Origin of the sequence: Pseudomonas sp. EA_65y_Pfl2_P74, from assembly GCF_963970575.1 — a bacterium.
In the GTDB taxonomy this organism is placed as follows: Bacteria; Pseudomonadota; Gammaproteobacteria; order Pseudomonadales; family Pseudomonadaceae; genus Aquipseudomonas; species Aquipseudomonas baetica_A.
This window is the reverse complement of record NZ_CAXAOQ010000024.1, coordinates 47,559-72,361: the sequence shown is the minus strand read 5'-3', so window position 1 is coordinate 72,361 and position 24,803 is coordinate 47,559. Positions and strand designations below refer to the sequence as shown.

The following is a 24,803-nucleotide window of genomic DNA, read 5'->3' as shown; positions in this document are numbered from 1 at the left end:
TCAGTCTTCTTCTTCGCGTTGCAATTCAAACAGCAGCAGTGAACGGCCAGTGACCGAGTATTCATGACCGAACTCGAAGCGTTCCTGGCCACGAATCGACGGTTGATTGGTATCGACCATGCACGTCCAGAAACTGCCCTCAGGAACCTCCGGCAAGGTGAAGTTGACGATGTCGTGGTGCGCGTTGACCACCAATAGCAGCGTCGCATCAGCACCTTTGCGACGGATGCCGGTTTCCTGTGCGCGGCCATCGAGCAGCATGCCCAGGCAGCGGTTGTGCGCGTCGTGCCAATGCTCGGTGGTCATCTCGGTGGCGTCCGGCGCGAGCCAGGTCACGTCTTTGACGCCGATGTCCTCGTTGTACTCGCCGACCAGAAAACGTCCACGGCGCAGGATCGGATACGCCAGACGCAGCTTGATCAGACGTTTGACGAATTTGAGCAACGCCTGGCCGTCTTCGCTCAGGTCCCAGTTGACCCAGCCGATCTCGCTGTCCTGGCAATAGGCGTTGTTATTGCCGTCCTGGGTTCGGGCGAATTCGTCACCGGCAACGATCATCGGCGTGCCTTGGGCCAGCAGCAGGGTGGCGAAGAAGTTGCGCATCTGCCGGTGGCGCAGGGCGTTGATGTCAGGGTCGTCAGTCGGGCCTTCGACGCCGTGGTTCCACGACAGATTATTGTTGCTGCCGTCCTGATTATTCTCGTCGTTGGCTTCGTTGTGTTTGTCGTTGTACGACACCAGATCGTTGAGGGTGAAACCGTCGTGAGCGGTGATGAAGTTCACCGACGAATACGGCCGTCGTCCGCGCTGGTTGAACATCTCGCCCGAAGCGGTCATGCGGCTGGCAAAGTCGGCCACCTGGCCGTCGTCACCTTTCCAGAACGCACGCACGGTGTCGCGGAACTTGTCGTTCCACTCCACCCACCCCGGCGGGAAGTTGCCGACCTGATAGCCTCCGGGGCCACAGTCCCAAGGCTCGGCGATCATTTTTACCTGACGCAGCACCGGATCCTGGCGGCAGGCAACAAGGAAGCTGTGACGCTCGTCGAACCCGTCGTGGTAGCGGCCCAGAATGGTCGCCAGATCGAAGCGGAAACCGTCGACATGCATTTCGCTGGCCCAGTAGCGCAGCGAGTCGGTGACCATTTGCAGCACGCACGGGTGGCTCAGATCCAGCGTGTTGCCGGTGCCGGAATCGTTGATGTAGAAGCGTTTGTCATCCGGCATCAAGCGGTAGTAGGAGGCGTTGTCGATGCCGCGCATCGACAGGGTCGGGCCTTGTTCGTTGCCCTCGGCGGTGTGGTTGTAGACCACGTCAAGGATCACTTCGAGGTTGGCTTCGTGCAGGTGCGCGACCATCTCCTTGAATTCGGCGATCTTGCCGCTGGCCAGATAGCGCGGGTCGGGGGCGAAAAACGCGATGCTGTTGTAGCCCCAGTAATTGGTCATGCCCTTGTGCAGCAGGTGCTGGTCATTGACGAACGCGTGGATTGGCAAAAGCTCAACGCTCGAAACCCCGACACTGCGAATGTGCTTGAGCACATCGTCGTTCATCAGCCCGGCGAAAGTGCCGCGTACGTTTTCCGCAACCGAGGGGTGCCGCATGCTGATGCCGCGCACGTGGGTCTCATAAATAATGGTCTTGTCCCACGGCACGCTGACGCGCTGGTCGTTGCCCCAGGTGTGCGCCGGGTCGATGACTTTGCACTTGGGCACGAAGGGGGCGCTGTCGCGTTCGTCGAAGCTGAGGTCGGCGTCGGGGTGGCCGATGGTGTAGCCAAAGAGCGCCTCCGACCACTTGAGTTCACTGACCAGCTGTTTGGCGTACGGGTCGATGAGCAACTTGTTGTGGTTGAAGCGGTGGCCGTTGGCCGGGTCATACGCGCCGTAGACACGGTAGCCGTAGATCAGCCCCGGATGTGCGTCGGGCAGGTAGCCGTGGTAGATCTCGTCGGTGTATTCCGGCAGTTCGATGCGTTCGAGCTCGACTTCACCGGCATCATCGAAAATGCACAGTTCAACTTTGGTGGCGTTGGCGGAGAACAGGGCAAAGTTCACCCCCAAGCCATCCCAGGTCGCGCCGAGCGGGAAGGGCAGGCCTTCGCGGATTCTCGAGGGTTCGGCGTGCTGTGTGGGCTCGGCTTTCTTTGGATGGGTCATGATTGCTCCTGCAAAACGGATGAATTCTGGGCTGACACGCGGGGTTGTGCATGTTTCTTGAGGGCGAACGCCCCCTCTGTGGCGAGCAAGCCCGCCACAGGATCATTGAGTTCAATAATCGCGAGAGCGTCAGTTCGCCGGAGGCTTGCGCGGTGCGCGCGGCTTTTTCTCGGCGGTTTTTTCGCCCGGCGGTACGACTTTTGCGGCGCTCGCTGGCTTGGCTTTGGCCGGGGTTTTGGGCTTGGCTGCCGGCGCTTTCACCTCGGCGGTCTTGGCAGCAGTCTTGCTGCCGGCAGCCTTCGGCGATTTCTTCGGTGCCAGCGCTTCAGCCTCGGCCAATTTACGCGCCATCTCCCAGTGACGCGCTTCCTGACCTTCGGGTTTACCTTCGGATTCCCAGATCTGATAGGCGAATTCGCGGATGCGTTTATCGTCGGTGCTCATCGTAATGCTCCTGAACTGAACTCGTGCTTACGTTAAGTGTTGGATAAAGAGATTCACCGGGACATCCCCCAGCGCGTCGCTGACATTCAGCTCCCTGTTTTTTGTGACTGCGCTGCTTGAAAAAAGTCCCTTCAGGTTTGCGTCAGAGGCGGCGAACGGTAAAACCACCCGAGTGTCGCCCCAGCGCAGCGCATCGACCTGAGGTACAGCACTGTTTTCCAGCAGTGTTGCGCAACGGATCGGCACGATCACGATGGCCTGCAGGCCATCGTGATCGCGGGCAAACGCGAGTACGTTGTGCGCCTGGCTGCCCAGTACCTCAAGGGCCTGGTACGCGCCACGCCGAAACAGCTCCGCGTGTTCAGCGCGCAGGTTCAGCACTTGAGCGATCAAGGCTTGCTTGATACGCCCGTCACGCCAATTGGTCAGCAGCGCCGAGGTCGGCGCGGGTGCCGGCAAGGCCTGCTCGCGAGCGGCGTAATCCACCGGCCGGCGGTTGTCCGGATCAACCAGGCTGAAGTCCCAGAACTCGTTGCCTTGATACAGATCCGGCACCCCCGGTACCGTCATGTGCAGCAAGGTTTGCGCCAAGCCGTTGAGCGCGCCGGCAGCAGCGATGCTGTTGACGGTCTTGCTCAGTGCAGCGCGCAGCAACTCACCTTCATCGCCGGTCAGCAGTTTTTCGGTGAACGCCTGCGTGGCGTTTTCATAGGCTTCGTTGGGCGCGCTCCAACTGCTTTGCAGCTTGGCCTCGCGCAGGGCTTTCTGTTGCCACTGCCAGATGCGTTTGGCGTAGTCGGCGAAACCGGCCTGATCGTCATCCTGTAAATCCAGCGGCCAGCTACCGATCAGCGCCTGGTAGAGGATCAGTTCGTCGCCGGTCGACGGCATTTGATCATCAAGGCGCACCGGGCGGGCGAGGGCGCGCCACAACTCGATCTGTTCGGCGTACCAGTGGCTGCGCTCGCTCAGCACCGCGAGGCGTGCGCGGGTGTCTTCGCCGCGTTTGTGATCGTGGGTGGCGGTGGCCAGCAGGTTGTCGGGAAACTCGGTCAGGCGTTGCTGATTGACCGCATGGAAATCACTGACCGGTGCGCTGAACTGTTCGGTGTTGTAGCCCACATCATTGCGCGACAGCAGCACGGCCGAGCGGTACAGCGCAGTGTCTTCCACGGCTTTGGCGGCCGCCGGTGACGTCAGTTGCTGAAAGCGTACGCAGGCATGCTTGAGGATTTTGCGCGAGCGCCCGCGGGGCTTGCGTCGCCACGGCGTGCCACCGAGCCAGGCCGCCACGCAGTCGAGCACCGGCCAGTCGCCTTCGCCCAGCGTCTGCCGGGCACCGTCCATGGCATGCTGGAAAATTTCATCGTCTTGCGCCGAACGACCCATCGCGCTGATGTAGGTGCGATACACCGGGAAATGCACGATCAACGCCTGCAAGACCCGGCGGATTGCGCCGAGGGTCAAGTCGCGGGTCATCAGGTCATCGCGGGCCACTTGCAGCAACGCCTGAGCGACGCTTTCGCAATCGCTGGCCAGCGAACCGTTGAGGATCTGCTGACGGGCAAGCTGCGCCTCTTCGATAAACGCAGCCGGGCGTTCGGTGCGCCGCTGCCACAGCTCACCGAGCACGTGTTCGCCATCCGGATCGTGTTGCAGCAGGGACAACTGATTCATGAACTCATAACCGGTGGTGCCGTCCACTGCCCAGTCGCGGCGCAGGGTTTCGCCGGCGCCCAGGATTTTCTCGACGTAGATTGGCAAATGCCTTCCCGGCGCCAACCGATCCAGACGTCGGCGCAGCTTGCGGCAATAACCGCGTGGGTCGGCGAGGCCGTCGATGTGGTCGATGCGCAAGCCGTCGACCAACCCCTCGGCGACCAACTGGAAGATTTTGCCGTGGGTGGCCTCGAACACGGCCGGCCGTTCGACACGCAAACCACCGAGCTCGTTGATGTCGAAAAAACGCCGCCAGTTGATGTCATCCGCGGCGGTGCGCCAACTGGCCAGGCGATAACTCTGGCGCTCCAGCAACTCATGCAGCTTGTGAAAGCCTTCTTCGGTGGTGGAGTCGTAATGCGCCAGATGGCTGTGGATGGCTGCCAGTGTCCGCGGATCACTCGCTCGCTGTTGCAACTCTTCCTTGAGTGGAGCCGCCAGCGAATGGGCGTCGGTTTGATAGCTGAGGGCACTGAAACGATCCGCGAGGGTTTTCAGTGTTTCATCAGGCTTGAGCAGCTCGCCGTAATCATTCGGGCAGATCGGGAAGTGATGGTCGTAATGCTCGACGTGGAAGCTGCCGGTTTGTGCGTTGAAATGCAGCTTCAGGGTGCCTTCCTGCAACGCGACGCCGTAATCGCTGCCCAGAAACGGCAGCAGCAACTGGCCTTCCATCAGCGGGTCAGGCGAGTGCCATTGAATGTCGAAAAATTCCCCATATGGACTCAATCGCCCCCATTCCAGCAGGTCGAGCCACCACGGGTTGTCGCTGCCACCGACGGCCATGTGATTGGACACGATGTCGAGGATCAAGCCCATCTTGTGTTCACGCAAGGTGCTGACCAGGTGCCGCAGGGCTGGTTCGCCGCCCAGTTCCGGGTTCACTTGAGTCGGGTCGACCACGTCGTAACCGTGCATGGAGCCTGCCCGCGCGGCGAGCAGCGGCGAAGCGTAAATATGGCTGATGCCGAGCCGGGCGAAATACGGCACCAGGGGCACCGCTTGTTCAAGGGTAAAACCTTTGTGAAATTGCAGTCGCAGGGTGGCGCGTAGCGGTTGGATGAGCGTTTGATTCATTGGTCACGCTCGGCAGCCTGAAGACGTGCACACGCCAGGAGTTCCAGACGTCGCGCGGCATCTGCGCCATCGAGCAACGTTTCGCTGTTGCCCGGCAAGCGCCGCGACCAGTTGGGGTGGGTATCGATCGTGCCGGGCAAGTTCGCCTGCTCATTGATGCCCAGCGCATCTTCCAGAGGCAGCAACACCAGCGGTGCGCGGGTATGGCCGAGGAAACGCACACTGGCATCGATCACTTGGTCGGCCTCGTGGGACTCCTCTCGAAAATTCTGCGGGTCCTGGCTCAACGCGCTGCGCAGGCCTTCGCGTTCACGTTGACGGTGATGACGCCATTCGATTTCGCCATTGGCATCGACAAAACCCAATCGCGCATTCCAGTCGATGTCGCGACCATGCCACCAGCCATTGAGTGTCGGCAGGTCATGGGTGCTGGTAGTGGCCAGCGCATTGTCCGGCCAGTCGAGGATCGGTTTGAAACGGGTGTTGTCCTGTTCGAACAGCAGCACGCGCATGCCCAGAATGGAGCGAGCGATGAGTTTTTCCTGAAGCCCCTCCGGTACGGTGCCGAGGTCTTCACCGAGCACGATGGCTTGATGGCGATGGGATTCGAGGGTCAGCAGGCGCAGCAGGTCGTCGACTGGGTAATACAGGTACGCGCCGTCGGCCGGCGCCGCGCCGTTGGGGATGACCCAAAGACGTTGCAGGCCCATGACATGATCGATGCGCAGGCCGCCAGCGTGGGCAAAGTTGGTGCGCAGCATTTCGATGAACGCACGAAAACCATTGCGGATCAGGCCTTCGGGGGAAAACGCGGAAATCCCCCAGCCTTGTCCTGCGCGATTGAGGATATCGGGCGGCGCACCCACGGTCAGTGAAGCGAGCAGTTCATCCTGAAAACTCCAGGCTTGGCTGCCGGCGCCGTCGGCACCCACCGCAAGGTCAGCGATCAGGCCAATGCCCATACCGGCGCTGCGGGCGGCGCTTTGTGCGCGCTCAAGCGAGCGGTGGATCAGCCATTGGCAGAAGGCGAAGTAGGCGATGCGTTCGGCGTATTCCTCGGCAAAGGCTTCCAGGGCAGCGCCACGCGGGTCGTGCCAGTGCTCGGGCCATTCGCGCCAGTCGAGGCTTTCGCCACGGGCGGCGCGCATTTCCTGGATCGCTTCAAAGCGGCAGTGGTTTTCCAGCGCTTCGCCACCGGCATGACGGAAACTGGCAAAGTCCGGATGCAAGGGGTGCTCGCCGGCGACAAAGCCTTCGTACAGCGCTTGCAGCAATTGCTGTTTGGCGTCGGCGGCGGCTGGCCAGTCGATCAGTTTCAGGTCTTGCAGTTGCGTAAATTGCTCTGCCAGACCCGCGGCGTCGATGGCATCACGCACGGCGCGCTCGCCGAGAATCGCCCCCGGTGCGGCGTACAGGGCGTTAAGGAACAGGCGACTGGATGGCGAATAAGGACTGTAGCGTCCGGTGTCGGCGCTGAACATCGCGTGCAGCGGGCTGATCGCCAAGGCTTCGGCGCCCCGTTCACCGGCTACGCGAGCGAGTGCTTCCAAGGCTTGCGTGTCGCCGAAGCCGCCGTCACCTGGGCGGCGCAACGAATACAGTTGCACGCTCAGGCCCCACACACGCGGGATCGGGTTGTCCACCGCATCGCCGACGCTGAAGCAGCGTTCGGGGGCGACGGCCAGCGTGAAATATTGATCGCCGATGTGCACTTGCTGATAACCGACCGGAATCAGCCCGGGCAGTATCGCTTGCGCATCCAGTTTCAGGTTCAGTCGCGAACCGTCTTCGAGGTGAATCTCACAAGGCGTTAAAGGTGCGAAATAGCGCACCAGATCAACGCCAGCGCCGACATCGCTGGTCAGCAACGGGGGCAGGTGACGGTCTTGCTGGACTTGTTGCAGTTCAAGCAGGCTGGCGTCGATTTCCTGCGTCGTACTGGCAGGGTGGCCGAGCCCGATCAGGACATTGCGCAACACCGCCGGAGCGACTTTTTGCGGGCGGCCGTTGGCGTCGATCCAGTCGACGGCAAGGCCGGCGCGGCTTGCAAGAATTTCCAGTTGCGCATCGCTCATAGGCGCTCTCCATCCAGAGGTTGCAAAGGGGTTGCGGCCGTGAGGCTGACGAGTGCGCAATACGGGGGCAACAGGCCCTCATCCGATAACTCGACGGCACCGGGCTGTTGAAACAGCCACACTGCGTCGGTTCGTGGAGGGTTGACCACCGCCGTATTGCTGAGGTTCAGGTCAATTCGCAGTTCGCTGCCATTGCCCAGGCGCCAGCGTGCGCTGACGGCGCCGTGGCCGAGCAGGTGCGCGCCCAACGCTTGCGTCCCGGGAAGGTGGGGAATGATGTGCTGATGGCGCAATTGCAGGAGTTGCCGATACAGCGCGAGGGTTTCCTGCTGTTTGGCAGTACCGTTGCCTGTCAAACGTGGCTGTGAAGCGTGGAAGGTTTGCAAGGCGTTGGGATCGGGAATTTGCTCGCGCTTGTGTGGGTCGGTGAAGGCGCTGAACGCGGCAAACTCGTTGCGCCGGCCTTCGCGCACCAACTGCGCGAGTTCGTCGTGATGGCTGGTAAAGAACAGGAATGGCTGCTCGGCGGCAAACTCGTCGCCCATGAACATCAGTGGAATCATCGGTGACAACAGCAGCAACACCGTTGCCGCTTGCAGCGCGCGTGGATCAGCAAGCTGATGCAGGCGTTCGCCGAAGGCGCGGTTGCCGATCTGGTCGTGGTTCTGCAAAAACAGCACGAATGCGGTGGAAGGCAAATGTTCGCTCGGCTCACCCCGGGGTTCGCCGTGGCGAGTGATATGCCCCTGGAACACGAAACCCTGGCTCAGACAACGCACCAGTTGCTCGGTGGGTTGTTGGGCGTAGTCGGCATAATAGGCGTCGGTTTCGCCGGTCAGCAGCACATGCAGGGCGTTATGGCCGTCGTCATTCCACTGCGCATCGTAATTTTCTTCCAGCAGGCTGGACTGATTCAGCTCGTTTTCGACGGTCAGCCAGACATGGCGACTCGGGTCGATTTGCTGGCGTACCTGCTGGGCCAGTTCGGGGAGGAAATCCGGACTGTCTATGGCGTGTACCGCGTCCAGACGCAAGCCGTCGAAACGGTATTCGAGCAGCCACATCAAGGCGTTTTCGATAAAGAAATCACGGACCTCGGTACGGCGAAAGTCGATCGCTGCGCCCCATGGCGTGTGTTTGTCTTCGCGAAAGAATCCTTTGGCGTAGCGGTGCAGGTAATTGCCGTCCGGGCCAAAGTGGTTGTAAACCACATCCAGAATCACAGCCAAGCCATGGCCGTGAGCGCTGTCGATCAAATGTTTGAGTTGTTCCGGGGTGCCGTAGGAGGCTTGCGGCGCGTAGGGCAGGACACCGTCATACCCCCAGTTTCGCGCACCGGGGAATTGCGCCAGCGGCATCAGTTCAATGGCCGTGATGCCCAGCGCGGCGAGGCGCTCCAGATGTTGCTCGACTTCAGCGAAACCGCCGAGCGCACCGACGTGCAACTCGTAGATCACCGCCTCGCTCCAGGGCCGGCCGTGCCAGGTGCTGTGTTGCCATGGGTAGGCGAGGGGGTCGACTACCACGCTCTGGCGATCAAGGTCGCCATTCTGCGCTCTGGAGGCCGGGTCCGGCACCTCCAGTTCGCCATCGATGTTGTAGCGGTAACGGCTGCCTGCCGGGCAGTGGGTCTGGATCACAAACCAGCCATCGGCCTGAGGCAGCATCGGCACAGAACGTCCGTCTTCGAGTTCGACACTGACGTAAAACGCATCCGGCGCCCATAGCGCGAACTGCGTGTGTTCGGCATCCAGCATGATTGCGCCGTGGGGCCAGGTTTCTTGGGTCCGTAACGGCATCGTTGAAACTCCCTGATTATTTGTGGACGGCTTTACCCAGCGCCTTGGCGACCAGTTGTTCATACAGTTCAGCGTAGGGTTCAACCGCTTTGCACCAGTTGAAAGGCGCGGCCATGGCTCGGCAACGCATGGCGTTGAGCAGCTCCGGAAAGGCGAACACCTTGAACGCGCGGCTCAGGGCCTCGCGATAGCTGTCTGGCGTGGATTCGTCGAAGAGGAAACCGGTGACGCCGTTCTCGATGGTGTCGGCCAGTCCGCCAGTGTTGCGCGCCACCGGCAGCGAGCCGAAGCGTTGGGCGTACATCTGGCTCAGGCCGCACGGTTCGTACCGTGATGGCATCAGCAGGAAATCACTGCCGGCAAACATCCGGCGGGCGTCGGTTTCGTTAAAGCCGATCCGCACGCCGATCTGGCCGGGAAAGCGCAGTGCCAGTTCGCGCATGGCTTGTTCTTCCTCCGGTTCGCCACGACCGATGATCGCGATCTGGCCGCCGTTCTGCACGATGAACTCCGAGACGGCTTCGGTCAGGTCCAGACCTTTCTGGTAAACCAGGCGCGATACGACCGCGAACAGCGGCCCTTCGGAGTGGTCCAGACCGAACAGCTCGCGAACATGCGCGGCATTGACCGCTTTGCCTTCCCAATCGCCAATGGCGAAAGGTGCAAACAGGTGCGGATCGGTGGCCGCATCCCAGCTCTCGTCAATGCCGTTGGGGATGCCGCTGAGCAAACCTTGCTGGGTCTTGGCGGCAAGAAATCCGTGGAGACCGCAACCGAAGTCCGGGGTGGTGATTTCCTGCGCGTAAGTGGCGCTGACCGTGGTGATGTGGCTCGAATACGCCATACCGGCCTTGAGGAACGACATCTTGCCGTAGAACTCCATGCCTTCCTGTTGCAGGGCATGGTTGGGAATGCCCAGTTCCGGGCAGGAACCCAGGCTGGTTACGCCTTGGTAGGCAAGGTTGTGAATGGTGAACAGCGTCGGCGTGCGTTGCCCGCGCCAATGCATATAAGCGGGTGCCAGTCCGGCCGGCCAGTCATGGGCGTGCACCAGATCCGGGCGCCAGTGGATTTGCGCGAGGTTGGCGGCGATGTCCGCAGCGGCCAGACCCAAGCGGGCGAAGCGAATGTGGTTGTCCGGCCAGTCGCGGCCGTTGTTGGCGCCGTAAGGCGAACCTTCGCGCTCGTAAAGTTCGGGGCAGATCAACACATAGATCACCAGCCCGTCAGGCATGTCCATGCGACCGATCTTGCACGGTGGCAGTGCGGCATGGCCACCCAGTTCGCCAATGATGTGAATCGGGTTTTCGCTGTGCATCACTTGCGGGTAGCCGGGGATCAGCACGCGCACATCGTGCAGATGTGCCATGGCGCGGGGCAGGGCGGCGGAAACGTCACCCAGACCGCCGGTCTTCACCAGGTCGGCGATTTCCGAGGTCACGAACAACACTTTTTTCTTGTTGGGATTCTGACTCGCTACCGGAGCCAGCGTCTTGGTGCCGGGGGCGTTGATCGATCGGCTGCCGGGAACGCTGACGGTGCTCGATTCACCTATCGATTGCTGAGCACGTTCTCCCTGAATATCCAATGCCGCACTGATCATATGAATCTCCCGTTTTGTTGATCTGATTCTTGTCTTTAGCAGGCGATGTCCATGGCCAACGTCCTGTGGCCGGGCGCAAACGCACCACGCATCGCTGAGCAAACGCTACCCGACACGCGCAAGCAGAATGGGTGAAGAGGCCATTGCAAGGAATGAACCAGCCGCGTTCCCCTGCCTTTCAGATGACCCACCGCCGTCAGCAAAAGTTTCGATTATTTTGCGGGTGTGTGACCGGCAGGTTTTGACCCGCGAAAACCAGTCTAGGCCAGATCCTAGAGCGGGCCACAACAAATGGCTAAATTGTTCGACAATCGGTTTCCTTTAATGAAAACCGTGATCAGGCCGGGTAAACGCACCGACGAAGTGCAGGTTTTTTTGCGGGGAAGAGCCAAAACAGTGACTGGTCGGTCACGGATGTGTGCTAGCGGAAAGGCGGGACGCACTGTTGTGGTGCGGGCAATTTGTAGCAGGGGCTTTCATGGCCCCTTCGCGAGCAAGCGCTCCACTGGTGATCAGTCGGACACGCATCATTGTGGGCGCAGGCTTGCTCGCGAAGACGCAGGCTGGAGCAACGCAGCCCTCGGACTCAATTCAGTAATCGAAGGGGCGCTCCTGCCGCCCAGCCCTGAATATCCTCGATCATCTGTGAAAAAAACCGCTCATAGTTCTGCCGACTGACATACCCCACATGGGGCGTGGCGAGCACATTGTCCAGCGTGCGAAACGGGTGCAACGCCGGTAACGGTTCTTGCTCGAACACATCCAGCGCGGCCCCGGCGATCTGTCGCTTGTGCAAGGCTTTGATCAACGCTGACTCGTCGACGATCGGCCCGCGTGCGGTGTTCACCAACAGTGCTGTCGGTTTCATCCACGCCAACGCTTGCGCATCGACCAGCCCGCGACTGCGGTCGCTGAGCACCAGGTGCACCGACAGCACATCGGCCTGTTCGAACAGTTGCTGCTTGCTGACATACGTCACGCCCGCCTGTTCGGCGCGCTCGGCGGTGAGGTTTTCGCTCCAGGCGATGACCCGCATGCCAAACACCTGGCCGAACTGCGCCACACGCAGGCCGATGCTGCCCAGGCCGAGAATGCCCAGGGTCTTGCCATGCAGATCGCCACCCAGCCCTTTTTGCCAGGTGCCGGCGCGCAACGAGTTCGCCTCGTTCACCAGGTTACGGGTCGCCGCCATGATCAGCGCCCAGGTCAGTTCCGGTGCCGCGTGTTTATAGCTGTCGGTGCCACAAACCTTGATACCCAGTTTTGCTGCCGCCTGCATGTCCAGCGCCGCGTTGCGCAGGCCGCCAGTGACCAGCAACTTGAGATTGGGCAATCGCTTGAGCAAGTCTTCGTCGAACCGGGTGCGTTCGCGCATCACGCAAATCACCTGGTACTTGCCCAGACGTTCGGCCAGCGTGGCGTTGTCCGCCGGATACTCATGCTCGAACGTCACCTCACCGACGCTATCGAGGGCGGACCAGTCGACCACGTCTCGGGCTACGTCCTGCCAGTCATCGATCACTGCAATCTGCACCGCCATCAGCCATACCTCATCAACGAACGGGATTGTTTTTGCCCAGCCAGCTCAACAGCGCTTTGTGAAACTGCGCGGGTTCTTCCATTTGCGGCGCGTGGCCCATGCCGGGAAACTCCACCAGCGTCGACTGCGGGATCAGCTTGGCCACCTGTTTGCCGAGCACCTCATAGTGGCCGATTTTCGCTTTCACTTCGGGCGGCGCGATGTCCTTGCCAATGGCGGTGGTGTCGCTGGTGCCGATCAGCAACAGGGTCGGCATCTTCAGGTTTTTGAATTCGTAGTACACCGGCTGGGTGAAAATCATGTCGTAGATCAGCGCCGAGTTCCACGCCACTTGGGTTTTGCCCGGGCCTTTGTTCAGACCGGCGAGCATGTCCACCCAACGGTCGAACTCGGGTTTCCAGCGACCCTCGTAATAGGTCTTGCGTTCGTACTCGCGGATGCCTTGGGCACTGACGTTCAGTTCGCGCTGGTACCACTGATCTACAGTGCGATAGGGCACGCCGAGGGCTTTCCAGTCTTCCAGGCCAATCGGGTTGACCAGCGCCAGTTGATCGACCTGTTCCGGGAACTGCAGCGCATAACGGGTGGCGAGCATGCCGCCGGTGGAATGGCCAAGCAGGGTGGCTTTCTGGATGCCCAGCGCTTTGAGCAATTGGTGAGTGTTGGTCGCCAGTTGCTGGAAACTGTACTGATAGTTGTCGGGTTTGCTGGACGTGCAGAAACCGATCTGATCCGGCGCGACCACCCGATAACCCGCCTCGCTCAAAGCCTTGATCGAGCTATCCCAGGTGGCGCCGCAAAAATTCTTGCCGTGCATCAACACCACGGTGCGACCGTTGGCCTTGCCGTGGGCGGCGACGTCCATATATCCCATCTGCAGGGATTTACCTTGGGACTGGAAGGCGAAGTGTTTAAGCGTGTAAGGGTATTCGAAGCCTTCCAGTTGCGGGCCGTATTCGGGGCCTTCGGGCGCAGGCGCTGTTTCGGCCTGGGCGAGCAGTGGCAGCGCAGCGCTCAAAAGCAGGCTGGGCAGCCAGCGGGAAAACGTAATGGGCATGGGTGCAAACTCCAGTGAAAATCGGCTGATGCTGGAACGACCGGATTAGGGCGATGTTAAACACAGGCAATGCCCAGGCCCGAACGTTCAACCGAGCCAGCCCAGTGTCAGCATTGCCAGCACGGCATAGCGGGCGCCCTTGGCGAGGCTGACGATCACCAGAAACCGCCCCAGAGGCTCGCGCATCACGCCGGCAATCAGGGTCAACGGATCACCGATGATCGGCAGCCAACTGAGCAACAGCGACCAATGCCCGTAACGTTCGTAGTGCTTGCGCGCCGTGGCCATGTGTTTGGGGCTGACCGCAAACCAGCGCCGATGCTGAAACCGTTCAAGTCGACATCCCAACCACCAGTTGACCAGTGAACCGAGGACGTTGCCCAGCGTGGCGACCGCCAGCAACCCCCAGAGCCAATGACGATCGCTGACGATCAGGCCAACCAGTAACGCCTCTGACTGCAACGGCAGCAATGTTGCGGCGCCGAATGCGGCGAAGAACAGCCCGATATACGCCGCGCCCATCAATGGGCCGGGTAGTCTGCCACCACCACGTCAGCGCCGTCCTTGTTCAGGCCGATGATTTGATAAGCATCGCTCATGCCGTCCATTTCCATGCCCGGCGAGCCCATCGGCATGCCCGGCGCAGCGACACCGAGCAAGTCGTCACGCTTGCTCAGAGCCAGCACTTGTTCGGCCGGCACATGGCCCTCGACGAACTTGCCGTTGATGATCGCGGTGTGACACGACGCCAGACGCGGCGGCACGCCATGCTGTTGCTTGAAACTGCTCATGTCGCTTTCGACGTGATCTTCTACCTTGAAGCCGTTGGCTTCCAGGTGGCTGATCCATTTTTTGCAGCAGCCACAGTTGGCGTCGCGATGGACTTCGATCGGGATCAGGTCGCCAGCCTGGGCGAGGGAGGAGATGAACAGGGCGCTCAGGGCGACCAGACGCAAAGGGGTTCGCATGATGGCTTCTCGACTCGGATTGACGGTCAAAAAAGAACGCATTTTGACCGGTTTTTCCTGGCAGGCATCAACGGATTGTTTCCAGTTGCTACGAGGCAGACCGTCAGCATGATCGTAGATCAAGGCTGACAGCCCGATGAGCGAGAGATTACAAATCTGTCAGTTGAGCCGCCGGGCAAGGGCGGTAGACACCCGAGGTGGCGAGGCCGCAATCGCCCTCGCCACAGGCCTGTCAGCGCACCTTGAACCGCCCCATGATCGCACTCACCTGGCTGTTGGCTTCCAGCAACTGACGGGTGTTGAGTTCGCTGGCCTGGCCGCTTTTCACCAGTTCATCGACCATGTGACGGATCTGCACCATGCTGCGGTTGATCTCTTCGGTCACTGCGCTTTGCTGTTCGGCGGCAGTGGCGATCTGAGTGCTGAGGCCGTTGATGTGGCTGACCGAGCCAGCCATTTCGTCCAGCCCGGAGTTGACCCGCGCCGTAGCGTCAGCGGCGGACTGGCAACTGGCCTGAGTGTTTTCCATCGCGCTGACCGATGAGCTCACCCCTTGGGTCAGACGGGCCAACATTTCGTTGATTTCCGAGGTACTGGCTTGGGTACGGGCGGCGAGGGCGCGTACCTCGTCAGCGACCACTGCAAAACCACGACCCTGCTCGCCGGCGCGGGCCGCTTCAATCGCGGCGTTTAGCGCCAGCAGGTTGGTCTGACCGGCAATCGCTCCGATGACCCCGAGAATCTCGGTGATGCGTTGAGCATCCTGCTGCATGTTTTCAACTTTGTGTGTGGCACTGGCCACTTCGTCAATCAGTGCAACCACGCTGTTGGTCGCTTCGCCCACCACTACGCGAGAGCGATCGGCGTTTTCGTTGGCACGCTGTGTAAACGCTGCGGTTTCGGCGGCATTTTGCGCCACACTTTCCGCGGTGGAACTCATCTCGGTGATAGCGGTGACGGTTTGATCGGTTTCCGAGGCATGGCGCAGCAGGATCTGGCTGGTATGCGCCGAGGTACGTTGCAGGTTGTCGAGGCTTGAGGCCATGGCCCCTGTGGCCTGCGTGACTTCCCCGATCATGTTTTGCAGATAGGCAATGAAGGTGTTGACCGCGTGGCCGATGGCACCCAGTTCGTCTTCGGCGCGGATGGTGATGCGGCGAGTCAGGTCGGCATCGCCGCTGGACAGCAAGTCGATGTTGGCTTTCAACGCCTTCAAGCGCGAAACCAGTTGGCGGATGGCATAAACCTGCAAGAGCACCAGCAGCAGCACCAGCGGAATCTGCAGCAGGCTCAGTGTGCTGAGTACGTCATCACGCTGGGCGGTCAGCATTTTGGTCGGCAGGGCGGTGGCGAGGAACCAAGGGGTGCCTTCGATCGGCCGCATGAAGAAGGTGCTGTCCTGACCGTTGTTGTCGAACTCGACGCGCTGCGCCTGATCGCGGTTTTGCAGGCCAGCCTTGACCTGGCTGGCGAAGGTCGAACTGGCGGCCAGTTCACTGATGTTTTTCAGCACGATCGGCCCGCTGATGCGCGAGCTGTTGCTGATGATCTTGCCGTCGGCCTCAACGATGAGCATCTCGGCGTTGAGGTCTTTTTCCTGGCGGGCGACCAGATCATTGAAGAAGCCGAGGGTCACGTCGATGGTCGACACGCCCCAGGCACTGCCGTTTTTCTGGATGGCCATGGCGCAGTTGGTGCGCGGTTCGGCGCTGGCATCGTCTTTATAGGCCGCGGCCCAGGCGCACTGACCGCGCGGGGTCTGCATGCCGCCCTTGTACCAGCTCTGGTCGTAATAGTTGGGCGCGGCGTCGCTGTTCCAGAAGGTGTTGACCGCCAGTTTGCCCGAGGCATCGCGGTGCCAGAAGGTGCTGAATTTGTTGCGCCCGGCCTCACGCTGCCCCGGCAGCGGCCAGATCCCGCCGCCGAAGACTTTCGGCTCGCCGTATTGATCCACCAGGCCTGGCAATACCGTATCGATGGCAGCGCTGTCGAGCAACGGGATGGTTTGGGTGATGCTGCGCTGTTGCGCCTGAACCTTGTTCAACTCGCCCTGAATCTGCTCGGCGACTTCGGCGATACGGTTGAGCACAACCTGTTCTTCGGTATGACGCAGTTTGGGGGCGACCAGTTGACTGATGCCGACCACGGTCAGTATCGATAACGCCAGAATGAATAGAACCAGAAACAGTGTGTAGCGGGCCTGAATAGTGCGCAATGCGGGCATGGAGACCGGTCCTTGAGCTGCGTTTCTTGTTGTGGGGGCGGAAAAGTGGCGGGGCTATTCCAGCGTATCGTCGGCGAGTTGCGAAGCTTTAGGTACTTTCGTGCAAGAAAAACCTGAATCGACCAGCGGCAAGTATCAGGTGAGATACAAAGAAGCTGGCGAACCTAATAATTCGAGCAAAAAACCATTCGCCAAGATTCGACGTACGTAGCCAAGTCAAATCGCTGTAGGCCTATTCCGGGTTGTATCGAAAATGTACATAAATTGTAAGTGCGTGGATTAAAAAGCTTGGTGCCATTAGTTGTCAGGCGGATACTTGCTCCACTCAAATCGTTCAATAGGGACATTTCATGGTCATTTTGCAGGGAGTTTTCTCATGACAATCGGGTTTGCCGGCGGCTGGGAAAGTAAGGCCGGGGTTCTGGTACGCAATACGGGCGCAAAAAAGCAGGTGTCCCAGAGCGTCAAGGTGCAGCAGATGTTGACCATGGTCGGCAACGATCCGAACGCGCTGAACACGGCTGAAATGGACAAGCAGAATCTGCGTAAGCAGATCAAGGGCTTCGACCCTGCAAACGTTTCGGCGAAGCAGTTGGGCAACCTGAGCGCTTTCTTGCGCGGTCGAGGATTGATCTCCGAGATCACGTCCTTCACGCTGATGAATGCCGGTGACAAGTTCGATCGTTTTGGCGTGACAAACGACGTTGATGCCAAATTCAACGCACTGGAGTACTTCGCCACTCAACTCGACGCCATTCAGAATAACGGCCTCAATGGCAACGCTTACGGCAAGAATTTGATCCCTGAATATAAAAAAGCCATTTACGTTCTTCAGAATCTGAAGACTTACGGCGAAGGTAACGCGCCGATTGCGAACGACGGCGCTTTCCAGACCAAGGCTTGATGAGAGGCGGATATAGAGGCCCGCTACACAGTCGAGCGGGCCACATTCGTTTGTCGCACGGGATTGAGTGTTGCACTCAGTCAACGCTCATGTTGTTGAGCCTGATCATGCAGCCGCTGCATGTGTGGGCAGTGCAATGTCAGCTTGCGCGGGCGATAACCCCGATGAAACAGCGCCACCCATCCTTCGCATCGGTCATCCGGGGCAATGCCGGTGAAGACGAACCCCATCGTCGACAAATCCTGCATCGCGCTCGCAAGACCTTGAGCCAGCCTGAGCTTGAGTGAAATCATCCAGTGTCGCGGCAATTGGCGCAGCTGTCTTACCAGTTGCCTGTCGAGTTTCTCAAGAACCACGTCATAACGTCCCATCACGTGTTCAAAACGTAGCGCTGGGCCAATCCAGCGAACTTCCTTTTCCTGGGTTCCGAAAATACTGCACAAATGCTGCATGAAGACGCGGTTGCTCTCTGGCCATTCCAGAGCCGGAAGTGGCCGATGGTAGTCATTGATGGGGGTATAGCCGATGATGATCGACTCGGGCAGTGGTTCGCCAAAAGGTGAAGGCACATAGTCAAGCAACACACCGGTGCTACAGAAACCAAGCGTGTCTGCCATGCGCTGAGTGTAGGGGTGTTGCGTGACTTGCTTGATTGTCACACCTCGGCAACCCAGTGCCTGCGCATGAATCAGCAAATGCCTGCCCAGTCGTGTAGCGACGTTCTGTCCTCGGGTCGTCGGATGAACCACGCTCAACGCCAACTCGGCGGTGTCTGCTCCCGCACTCCTGAACAGTGTCGCATGCCCTACCAGTTTTTTACCCGACACGGCTACCAGCGAGTGCCAGCGGCCGTCGTGATGATTCTGGCTGATCATCAGCGGCAGATACACGTGGGGTTGAACGTAGTGGTCACCGTAGATTTCCCGGAACAGACGACTGACGGCGCCAGCATCGGTATTGCGATAACTGCGCAGCGTCAGGTCGTCCATGGACGTTGCTCCGGGTTGGGAATGTCGTAGCGGCGAAGGTCCGCTATCCGCTGACGCTTGCCGGAGCGCGGATGGCGGATCAGGTCATCGGCCGTGCAATCGACAACGTGCAGATCGAGCAGGTGATCAGCGGCGAGTTGCTCGATCAACGGGTAGCGCCGGACAAGTGCCGCGCGCAGCGTTGTGTTTTTCCGGGCTGTCTCGCGGTCTGGCGCATCAGGCAGCCATTTGAGGTTCAAAACGTCCCGGCTTGCAGACTGGTCGATTACCAATTGCCAGTCATGGCTACCAGTGATGGGCTGTACGATCGCGTCTATGTCATCCATCATCAGTGTCAGAATGCCCACCCGGACACGTTGGCTGTTCGCGCATCGTCCCATCAGGGCAAACTTGCGCATCGGTGTCTTGTCGGGTTCTTGCCAGCAGGCAAGGTCGCCTACCGGATAGCGGATCAGGGGCATGAGGTAGCGTGTGAGGTTGGTGATCACTAACCGGCCGGTACGGCCGCAGTCGTCGATCACTTTGCCGGTGTGCTCATCAAGGATCTCCAACACGCTGTGCTGTTCCAGCATGCGGTGTTCACCCAGCGCACAGTCGCGAGCCGTGCCTCCGATGAGCCCCGCGTCGACGCTGGCATAACCGATTGAGGCGATCCGGGCATTGGGAAATACCCGGCGTAGCGTCTGCAGTTGTCCGCTGAATAGGCTTTCACCGCCATAAAGCAGGGTTTCGACACCGTCGAGGGTGCGTGACTGGCTCTCCAGCCAATTGGCAAACGTCAGCAGATGCGCGGGCACCCCGGCCAGAACGTTGATCTGGTGCTGCACGATCGAATCGGCCAATACGGCAGAATCGACATTGCCCGTAAAAGGGAACTCGGTGACGCCTGCTATTTCGTGGGCCAATGCGTCGTGTATGAATATGAAACTGGCATACAGATCCCCGACAAAAAAAAGGTTGGCGAACCGATCTCCTGAATTGAGTTGCGTGGTGAGAAAACTTCCAAAGTCGCTCACGAATGTCTGCCACTCCTTACGGGTGAAGACGGAGAGTTTGCCGGCGGTAGTTGTTCCACCTGTTTTAAATACCAGTGCACTCTCTACCGCAGCGGTGAGTACGGGCCATTGATTGATGTTCTGGCTTGTTTGCCAATACGCTGTCGGATCAACCAAAGGCAGTTCTTCAAGTGTTGTTAGGTGTTGTGCAACGTTCTGGTAAAGCCTGGCGTAATAACTGGAGTGCAGTCGGACAAAACTGACCAACTTATTTAATTCTTGGGTGATGTTCATACGTAACTCTTGAAATGTGACAGGGATCAACGGCGGGAGTCGATTAACAGTGGCGTTTTTCCGCTGTGCTTGTTTTTGCAGAACTGCGCGGGCTGGCACACTTCAACTTCAATAGTGAGTAACCGGGCCAGGATCAATTCGGCCAACTTTGGATAGTTCTGCAGTCGTGCATTGATCAGCATTGGTTGATCGGGAGTGCGCAATCGCAGGCGCTCCAAGCCATCGGCGGCGTGATCAAGGAATAACTGAAACGGGACTTGCAGGTGCCGGGCCAGTTCATCGAGACAAATAAAGTCAGTGCCGATACGCACGAGCCTGCCGTGCCGCTGCCGTAACTCAAAGCGCGGAGTCTTCAGCCCGCAGGCACACTCACCGGTCAACCAGCGTCCGCTGTCGCCGACGTCGTAGCGCTGAATTTGTTGGGCCTCGCGTGCTGTCGAGGTGAACAACAGCCGTCCGACTTCACGGCCTGTGACCGGTATGTCAGCCGTGAAAGAGACGATTTCCAGATGCTGGATTTCGCTCATCAAATGAAACTCGCCATCGGCGGTTGATGCGCAGGCATGCCCAAACGGCCCTGCATCGACGCTGCCGTAAAGCGCCGAGCGAATGCAGGTAACGCCGCAACTTTGCAGCAGTTCGCGAGTGTGTTCGCTGAGGTGCTCGCCACCGAGGAAGACTTTCTCGAGTCCCCCATAGCAGCGCAGTGTTTGCTGTTCGTTGAGGAACAATCGATGCAGCGTGCTCGGCATACCGATCAGTACGTTGACGCGTTGTTCGACGATCATTTTCGTAATTTCGCTGTAGTCATCGTCGCCGGGTGCACCCATTGGCAGGTGTGTGGCGCCCAGTATTTCCAGTACTTTGGAGAAGCTGAAGAAGCCGCCGTACAGCCCGCCGCTGTAAAACAGATTCATCACCTTGTCTCGATTCGGGTTCAGGCCTGCGGCGAACAAACCATCGGCCGCTGCCCGCATCTGCCGCTCGAAGTCGTGATAGCTGAAGGCCGACAGTGTCGGTGTGCCGCTGCTGCCACCAGAGCGGAAAAACAACTGCGCCGTCGGGGCGACAGGCTGCTTGATAAGCGTCTGCTTATCGATGATCGAAAGGTCCGCCAGCGGCGGGGCGCAGCGCGGTCGATCAAGCGTCATGTGGGTGTGCAATTGTGTCGCCGAGACACTCACCGATACGCGACGGCTCAGGCGTTGCAACGCGTAGACCCCGTCATGGGGTTCGCCGTCGTAGCCGCAGTGGATTGCATTCAGCGGCGCGATGCGCGTAACCCCCGCAGCGATCAGCGCTCGCGACAGCTCGCCCGTCTGCGATGCACTACATGTCAGTGCGCAGCTCTGCAGGACGTTGCGCCACGGCAGCAGGGTTTGGGTGATCTGAGCACGCGGCAGCGGTTTGAGCAGTAGCGTGCGAAACAGCGGCGAGGGCGTCAGTTCCTGGTCGTGGCTCCAGATTACACGCCATCGCGCGCCGCTCCAGATTTCTGCGCTCTGTCCGGAAAAACTCTTGTCCAAACGTGTCATCGCCACATGCGTGGTGATTTGCGACCACTCCTGTAGCGTCGGCGTCAGGGCAGGCCATTGCCCGGCCCGACGTTCGAAAGCGTTAGCCAAGGCTGCTCCGATGTCGCTGAGGATGGCCGGGTTGTCGCTGTCCACCAATAACCACTGCGGGCTGGAGCACGCTTGCTGATCGAGGCGACAGACTTCATCGGCCAGCGCGTCCAGAACCTGGTCCGATGCAGCATCCGGTGTCAGGTAGACAAAACTGATGCGGTGACCCCAATCGATCCAGCGGCATCCGGGCGGGATCTGCTGGCGAATGGCTTGCAGCGCCGTTTCTCCACCCCAAGCCGCAACGCCGTTGGCCAAACTGCAAAGTACACCGATCTGCGACGTCGCCACTGGTAATACCGCAACGTAGTGACACAGTTGACCGCTGGGGTCACACATCAGAAATGCGTTGAGCAAGTGCGCTGTCAGGCCTTGGTCGCTGCTGCTGGGACGCAACCAGTTAACGTTACCGGCCAACAGGCTTTCGATCATTGCGCAGAACCCCAATAGTGGTGCGTTTGCGGGCGTGATGTGCACGACCAATCCCAACGGGCGCCAGCTTTCAAAATGTGCTTGTCGATAGTTGATGCGCCGCAAGGAATGGGGTTGTTTGCCGAGTTCTCGTTCAAGCTTTATTCGTAACGCTTGAGGCTGACAGAAGTCGCGTAGCGCTCGGCGTTGTTCGTCATCCACATTCACCGCTGCTGTGTTGCTTTCCAACTGCTGGGCAAAAATCTGCGCAGCGGTAATGACGGTGGCACTTTCCAGTGGCGTATCGAGATGGTGCGCCAGCGTTCGCTGGAGCAAGTGCAGAGCACTGTCGAGGTTGCAATCGGCGTGAAGTTGTCCGTTGATCAAGTACATATCAGTGACTTCCCAGTAATTCGGAGGCCGCCATGGCGCAGCTCCTGCTTGCCGACGTGCCTGCCCGGCCGTGTAATTCAAACCAGTCCGTGGCCAGTGAGCAGCCGCAACTCGCGCCAGGGTGCAGCGTGGCCAGATCGCTCATGACCACTGCGTGCGCGGGGCTGGACGAGATATAGGGCGAGACAAATCCCAGCAAACCTTGCTGGCCATAAGGCTGAAGAGAAAAGTCCGCCGGGTTGCGTATCAGCACCTTTGAATAGACCGGCACATGGAAATGGTGGTGATCACATTCGATATAAGGCACTGCATGTTCGACAGCGCCATAACCATCGCGACAGCGCGACGTTGCGATGCCCAATTGCCGTTGGATGCGCGCATATAACTGCTGTTTGGGTATCTCTTGGGCCGCTTGGGTTTTCCAGCCACCACCAAAAAATGCCAACGAATCGATGGGCAGTTGCAGATTTGCCGCACCACTGCCTTGCATCTGTTGAAGGGCTTGCCAAAGAAATGCCGGGAAACCGAGGATGCGAACTGGCAGACCTTCTTCGGCAAACGCCTGCAAGGCGGCAATGACACCAAACAGATCGAACTGATGGCCGTCCCCGCTGCTGCGCAGGGCGTAGACCACGCGATTGGCTGGAGCGAAACGGCATAGAAACTGATCAGTGAATGAGGTGCCCAGTGTGATGCGACCTTGCGGCTCATAACTGAGCAGCAGGTAGTTGCACGGGGTGTCCGGGGTGTCCCAGCCGTAGTGACGAAAGATCTGCGCGACCATGAATTGGGCCGCAGACAGGCTGCGTTCGTCATAGCGCATGCGACTTTTCTGGCCACTGGTGCCGGACGACGTCAGTTCCAGAGCCTGCTCCCCAGCGCGGCTGAGCAGCATTTGCTGTTTGAAGAAGTTGGCAAAGATCGGCGGCAGACGTGACCAGTCATCCAGGCTGTCCAGATCGCTGGCCTCGATCCCGTTGGCGTTCAACCAGTGTTCGTAGCCCGGCGTCTGCTGGCAGTGATACCGGCTGATTTCAGCCATGGCCCGGTCAAACAGCCCCGAGGGTACTGAGTCCGGGCAATAGGGCTGTGTCAACGCGCAGAGCGCGTCGCTTGAGGGTAAGTGGATCATCAATAGTCCTTTATCGAGGAGGGGCGAAACAGTTCTTTGCGGCTCGCAAGAACCCGTGAAGCAAGGGCAGGCACATCAGGCCACTGAGCGCGGCGCAAATGGCGAAGAGTTCGAGACGTGTGCCGCCACCGATCGCCGCAATGATCGAGCCGCCGACACCCATCACGGCAATGGAAAGCATGCCGATCATGGCTGAGACAAGACCTTTGCTGTCGTCAGTACTGAATAGCGCCAGGCGATACAGCGCGGCATTGCTGATACCCAGTCCAACGGCGTACAGCGACAGACCGGCCACCACTGGCCCCACACCTGCGCCAGACAGTGCGCAACCTATCAGTGTCAGCAGGCCCAGGCAGAACGGCCAAAGCGCCAGACGAATCAACTGTGGTAACGCGTGAGTGACCAGCAAGCGGTCGAGAATCAGGTTGCCAACGATCACGGCAGAGAAAATCGGGATTTGCCATAGTCCGTACTCAAGCGGCGTCAGGCCCTGCAACTGGATCAGCAGCAACGGTGCCAGGCCGATCCAGGCGATCAAGGGCAGACTCATCAACCCTAGTGCGAGGCTTGCGCCGAGAAACCTCCGGTTGCCGAGCAGGGTAAGGTAGCTCCGGCGGATCTGGCGCAAGGAGAAGGGCACCGGCGCTTGCAGGCTGCCATCTCGGCGCACAACGCCGACGGTCTCCGGCATGTAGGCATAGAGCCCCAGCCACACGGCGGCGGCTGCCAGACCCAGGCCCAGAAACAGATCGCGCCAAGTCAGCCATTCCAGCAATAGACTGCCGAGTATCGGCCCCAGCAGCGGCGACAACAGCGCAACGTTGCCGAGCAGCGCCATCAAGCGCACAGCATCGGCCTCGCTGAACACTTCCTGAAGCGCCGGATAACTGACCGCCACAACAAAACCCACGCCCATGCCTTGCACCAGTCGCAGCACATTGAACGCTTCTATGCTGTGGATGGTGAAAGCGGCTGTGCAAGCGGCGGCGAACAGCGCGCAGCCGATCAACAACACGCGCCGTCGTCCCCAGTGATCGGATAGCGCTCCGATCAACCACTGCAGGCAAACACCCCCCAGTAGATAAAGATTGAAAGCATTGGGTACATGACGGGCATCGGCCTGTAGTTGCGCGGTAACGTTCAACATGGCCGGCATGATCAAGTCACTGGCCATATAAGTCAGTAACTCAAAAGCCGTAAGGGCCAGACAGAATCCGATAACTTGTCGTGGGGCGATTTTAATCAATGTTCTCTGCATGGACTTCCTTGTTTATAGTCGCGGAAAAGTTTGCAGAGACTAGGCGGAGGTGCTCTTGTCACCTAGCGCTTTGCTGAGACATTAAATTTCAAATGCTTGCAGGTTATTTAATGGATCAGAAAAGTTGTGAGGCGCA

At 59.5% G+C, this 24,803-nt stretch carries 16 protein-coding genes and 2 pseudogenes; 1 reads left to right on the top strand and 17 read right to left on the bottom strand.

The window, feature by feature from the left end; translation table 11 throughout:
- The 12 genes and pseudogenes from glgX to AACY18_RS28175 all read right to left on the bottom strand — a co-directional run.
- A complete protein-coding gene (glgX, locus tag AACY18_RS19370) occupies positions 1–2,160 on the bottom strand; it encodes a glycogen debranching protein GlgX (RefSeq protein ID WP_339465789.1) in 2,160 nt (719 codons plus the stop codon).
- 129 nt (positions 2,161–2,289) lie between these two features.
- Positions 2,290–2,604, bottom strand: a complete 315-nt coding sequence (locus AACY18_RS19365; protein WP_339465788.1) for a DUF2934 domain-containing protein — start codon at positions 2,602–2,604, stop codon at positions 2,290–2,292.
- Positions 2,605–2,631: 27 nt separating this feature from the next.
- Complete coding sequence (locus AACY18_RS19360; protein ID WP_339465786.1) at positions 2,632–5,400, bottom strand: malto-oligosyltrehalose synthase; 2,769 nt, start codon at positions 5,398–5,400, stop codon at positions 2,632–2,634.
- Positions 5,397–7,475 carry a 4-alpha-glucanotransferase gene (gene malQ, locus AACY18_RS19355; RefSeq protein ID WP_339465785.1) on the bottom strand — a complete coding sequence of 693 codons (2,079 nt, stop codon included), beginning with the start codon at positions 7,473–7,475 and terminating at the stop codon, positions 5,397–5,399. Before malQ ends, AACY18_RS19360 begins: the two co-directional genes overlap by 4 nt.
- Positions 7,472–9,274 carry a malto-oligosyltrehalose trehalohydrolase gene (gene treZ / locus AACY18_RS19350; protein WP_339465784.1) on the bottom strand — a complete coding sequence of 601 codons (1,803 nt, stop codon included), beginning with the start codon at positions 9,272–9,274 and terminating at the stop codon, positions 7,472–7,474. The genes malQ and treZ overlap by 4 nt, the downstream gene beginning before the upstream one ends.
- A gap of 16 nt (positions 9,275–9,290) precedes the next feature.
- The gene (gene glgA, locus AACY18_RS19345) at positions 9,291–10,877 is read right to left on the bottom strand and encodes a glycogen synthase GlgA (protein WP_339465783.1); all 1,587 of its coding nucleotides are present in this window, start codon (positions 10,875–10,877) and stop codon (positions 9,291–9,293) included.
- Positions 10,878–11,463: 586 nt separating this feature from the next.
- Complete coding sequence (locus AACY18_RS19340; protein ID WP_339465781.1) at positions 11,464–12,417, bottom strand: D-2-hydroxyacid dehydrogenase family protein; 954 nt, start codon at positions 12,415–12,417, stop codon at positions 11,464–11,466.
- Between the two features lie 13 nt (positions 12,418–12,430).
- Positions 12,431–13,474 carry an alpha/beta fold hydrolase gene (locus tag AACY18_RS19335; RefSeq protein ID WP_339465779.1) on the bottom strand — a complete coding sequence of 348 codons (1,044 nt, stop codon included), beginning with the start codon at positions 13,472–13,474 and terminating at the stop codon, positions 12,431–12,433.
- A gap of 87 nt (positions 13,475–13,561) precedes the next feature.
- The gene (locus tag AACY18_RS19330) at positions 13,562–13,996 is read right to left on the bottom strand and encodes a YqaA family protein (protein ID WP_339465778.1); all 435 of its coding nucleotides are present in this window, start codon (positions 13,994–13,996) and stop codon (positions 13,562–13,564) included.
- On the bottom strand, positions 13,996–14,442 hold the full coding sequence (locus AACY18_RS19325; protein WP_339465777.1) for a DUF411 domain-containing protein: 447 nt from the start codon (positions 14,440–14,442) through the stop codon (positions 13,996–13,998). The genes AACY18_RS19330 and AACY18_RS19325 overlap by 1 nt, the downstream gene beginning before the upstream one ends.
- 232 nt (positions 14,443–14,674) lie before the next feature.
- Positions 14,675–15,202: pseudogene (locus tag AACY18_RS28180) on the bottom strand (methyl-accepting chemotaxis protein); the annotation flags it as partial.
- Between the two features lie 333 nt (positions 15,203–15,535).
- Positions 15,536–16,666: pseudogene (locus AACY18_RS28175) on the bottom strand (HAMP domain-containing protein); the annotation flags it as partial.
- A 376-nt stretch (positions 16,667–17,042) separates the two neighbouring features.
- Between AACY18_RS28175 and AACY18_RS19315 the strand changes: the two are divergent.
- Positions 17,043–17,570 carry a hypothetical protein gene (locus AACY18_RS19315; protein WP_339465774.1) on the top strand — a complete coding sequence of 176 codons (528 nt, stop codon included), beginning with the start codon at positions 17,043–17,045 and terminating at the stop codon, positions 17,568–17,570.
- Positions 17,571–17,650: 80 nt separating this feature from the next.
- Here the strand turns inward: AACY18_RS19315 and AACY18_RS19310 are convergent, their stop codons facing one another.
- From AACY18_RS19310 to AACY18_RS19290, 5 genes are read right to left on the bottom strand one after another with little or no spacing between them, the layout of a single operon-like run.
- Entirely contained in the window at positions 17,651–18,559 is a 909-nt protein-coding gene (locus AACY18_RS19310; RefSeq protein WP_339465772.1) for a GNAT family N-acetyltransferase, read from the bottom strand.
- Positions 18,547–19,848: an AMP-binding protein gene (locus tag AACY18_RS19305; RefSeq protein ID WP_339465771.1), complete on the bottom strand. Its 1,302-nt coding sequence runs from the start codon at positions 19,846–19,848 to the stop codon at positions 18,547–18,549. The genes AACY18_RS19310 and AACY18_RS19305 overlap by 13 nt, the downstream gene beginning before the upstream one ends.
- A 26-nt stretch (positions 19,849–19,874) precedes the next feature.
- Positions 19,875–22,277 (bottom strand): acyl-CoA reductase, encoded by a 2,403-nt coding sequence (locus tag AACY18_RS19300; RefSeq protein ID WP_339465770.1) that lies wholly within the window; start codon positions 22,275–22,277, stop codon positions 19,875–19,877.
- A 1-nt stretch (position 22,278) separates the two neighbouring features.
- A complete protein-coding gene (locus AACY18_RS19295) occupies positions 22,279–23,409 on the bottom strand; it encodes a LuxE/PaaK family acyltransferase (RefSeq protein ID WP_339465768.1) in 1,131 nt (376 codons plus the stop codon).
- A gap of 10 nt (positions 23,410–23,419) precedes the next feature.
- A complete protein-coding gene (locus tag AACY18_RS19290) occupies positions 23,420–24,667 on the bottom strand; it encodes an MFS transporter (protein ID WP_339465767.1) in 1,248 nt (415 codons plus the stop codon).
- Positions 24,668–24,803 lie beyond the last annotated feature (136 nt).

What these genes read in the sequence shown, in the direction of transcription:
- AACY18_RS19295 (WP_339465768.1), bottom strand. Translation starts at nt 23,409, where the DNA reads ATGATCCACTTACCCTCAAGCGACGCGCTCTGCGCGTTGACACAGCCC.
- AACY18_RS19330 (WP_339465778.1), bottom strand. Translation starts at nt 13,996, where the DNA reads ATGGGCGCGGCGTATATCGGGCTGTTCTTCGCCGCATTCGGCGCCGCA.
- AACY18_RS19300 (WP_339465770.1), bottom strand. Translation starts at nt 22,277, where the DNA reads ATGTACTTGATCAACGGACAACTTCACGCCGATTGCAACCTCGACAGT.
- malQ (WP_339465785.1), bottom strand. Translation starts at nt 7,475, where the DNA reads ATGAGCGATGCGCAACTGGAAATTCTTGCAAGCCGCGCCGGCCTTGCC.
- AACY18_RS19360 (WP_339465786.1), bottom strand. Translation starts at nt 5,400, where the DNA reads ATGAATCAAACGCTCATCCAACCGCTACGCGCCACCCTGCGACTGCAA.
- AACY18_RS19305 (WP_339465771.1), bottom strand. Translation starts at nt 19,848, where the DNA reads ATGAACATCACCCAAGAATTAAATAAGTTGGTCAGTTTTGTCCGACTG.
- AACY18_RS19290 (WP_339465767.1), bottom strand. Translation starts at nt 24,667, where the DNA reads ATGCAGAGAACATTGATTAAAATCGCCCCACGACAAGTTATCGGATTC.
- AACY18_RS19310 (WP_339465772.1), bottom strand. Translation starts at nt 18,559, where the DNA reads ATGGACGACCTGACGCTGCGCAGTTATCGCAATACCGATGCTGGCGCC.
- AACY18_RS19365 (WP_339465788.1), bottom strand. Translation starts at nt 2,604, where the DNA reads ATGAGCACCGACGATAAACGCATCCGCGAATTCGCCTATCAGATCTGG.
- glgA (WP_339465783.1), bottom strand. Translation starts at nt 10,877, where the DNA reads ATGATCAGTGCGGCATTGGATATTCAGGGAGAACGTGCTCAGCAATCG.
- treZ (WP_339465784.1), bottom strand. Translation starts at nt 9,274, where the DNA reads ATGCCGTTACGGACCCAAGAAACCTGGCCCCACGGCGCAATCATGCTG.
- AACY18_RS19340 (WP_339465781.1), bottom strand. Translation starts at nt 12,417, where the DNA reads ATGGCGGTGCAGATTGCAGTGATCGATGACTGGCAGGACGTAGCCCGA.
- AACY18_RS19335 (WP_339465779.1), bottom strand. Translation starts at nt 13,474, where the DNA reads ATGCCCATTACGTTTTCCCGCTGGCTGCCCAGCCTGCTTTTGAGCGCT.
- AACY18_RS19325 (WP_339465777.1), bottom strand. Translation starts at nt 14,442, where the DNA reads ATGCGAACCCCTTTGCGTCTGGTCGCCCTGAGCGCCCTGTTCATCTCC.
- AACY18_RS19315 (WP_339465774.1), top strand. Translation starts at nt 17,043, where the DNA reads ATGACAATCGGGTTTGCCGGCGGCTGGGAAAGTAAGGCCGGGGTTCTG.
- glgX (WP_339465789.1), bottom strand. Translation starts at nt 2,160, where the DNA reads ATGACCCATCCAAAGAAAGCCGAGCCCACACAGCACGCCGAACCCTCG.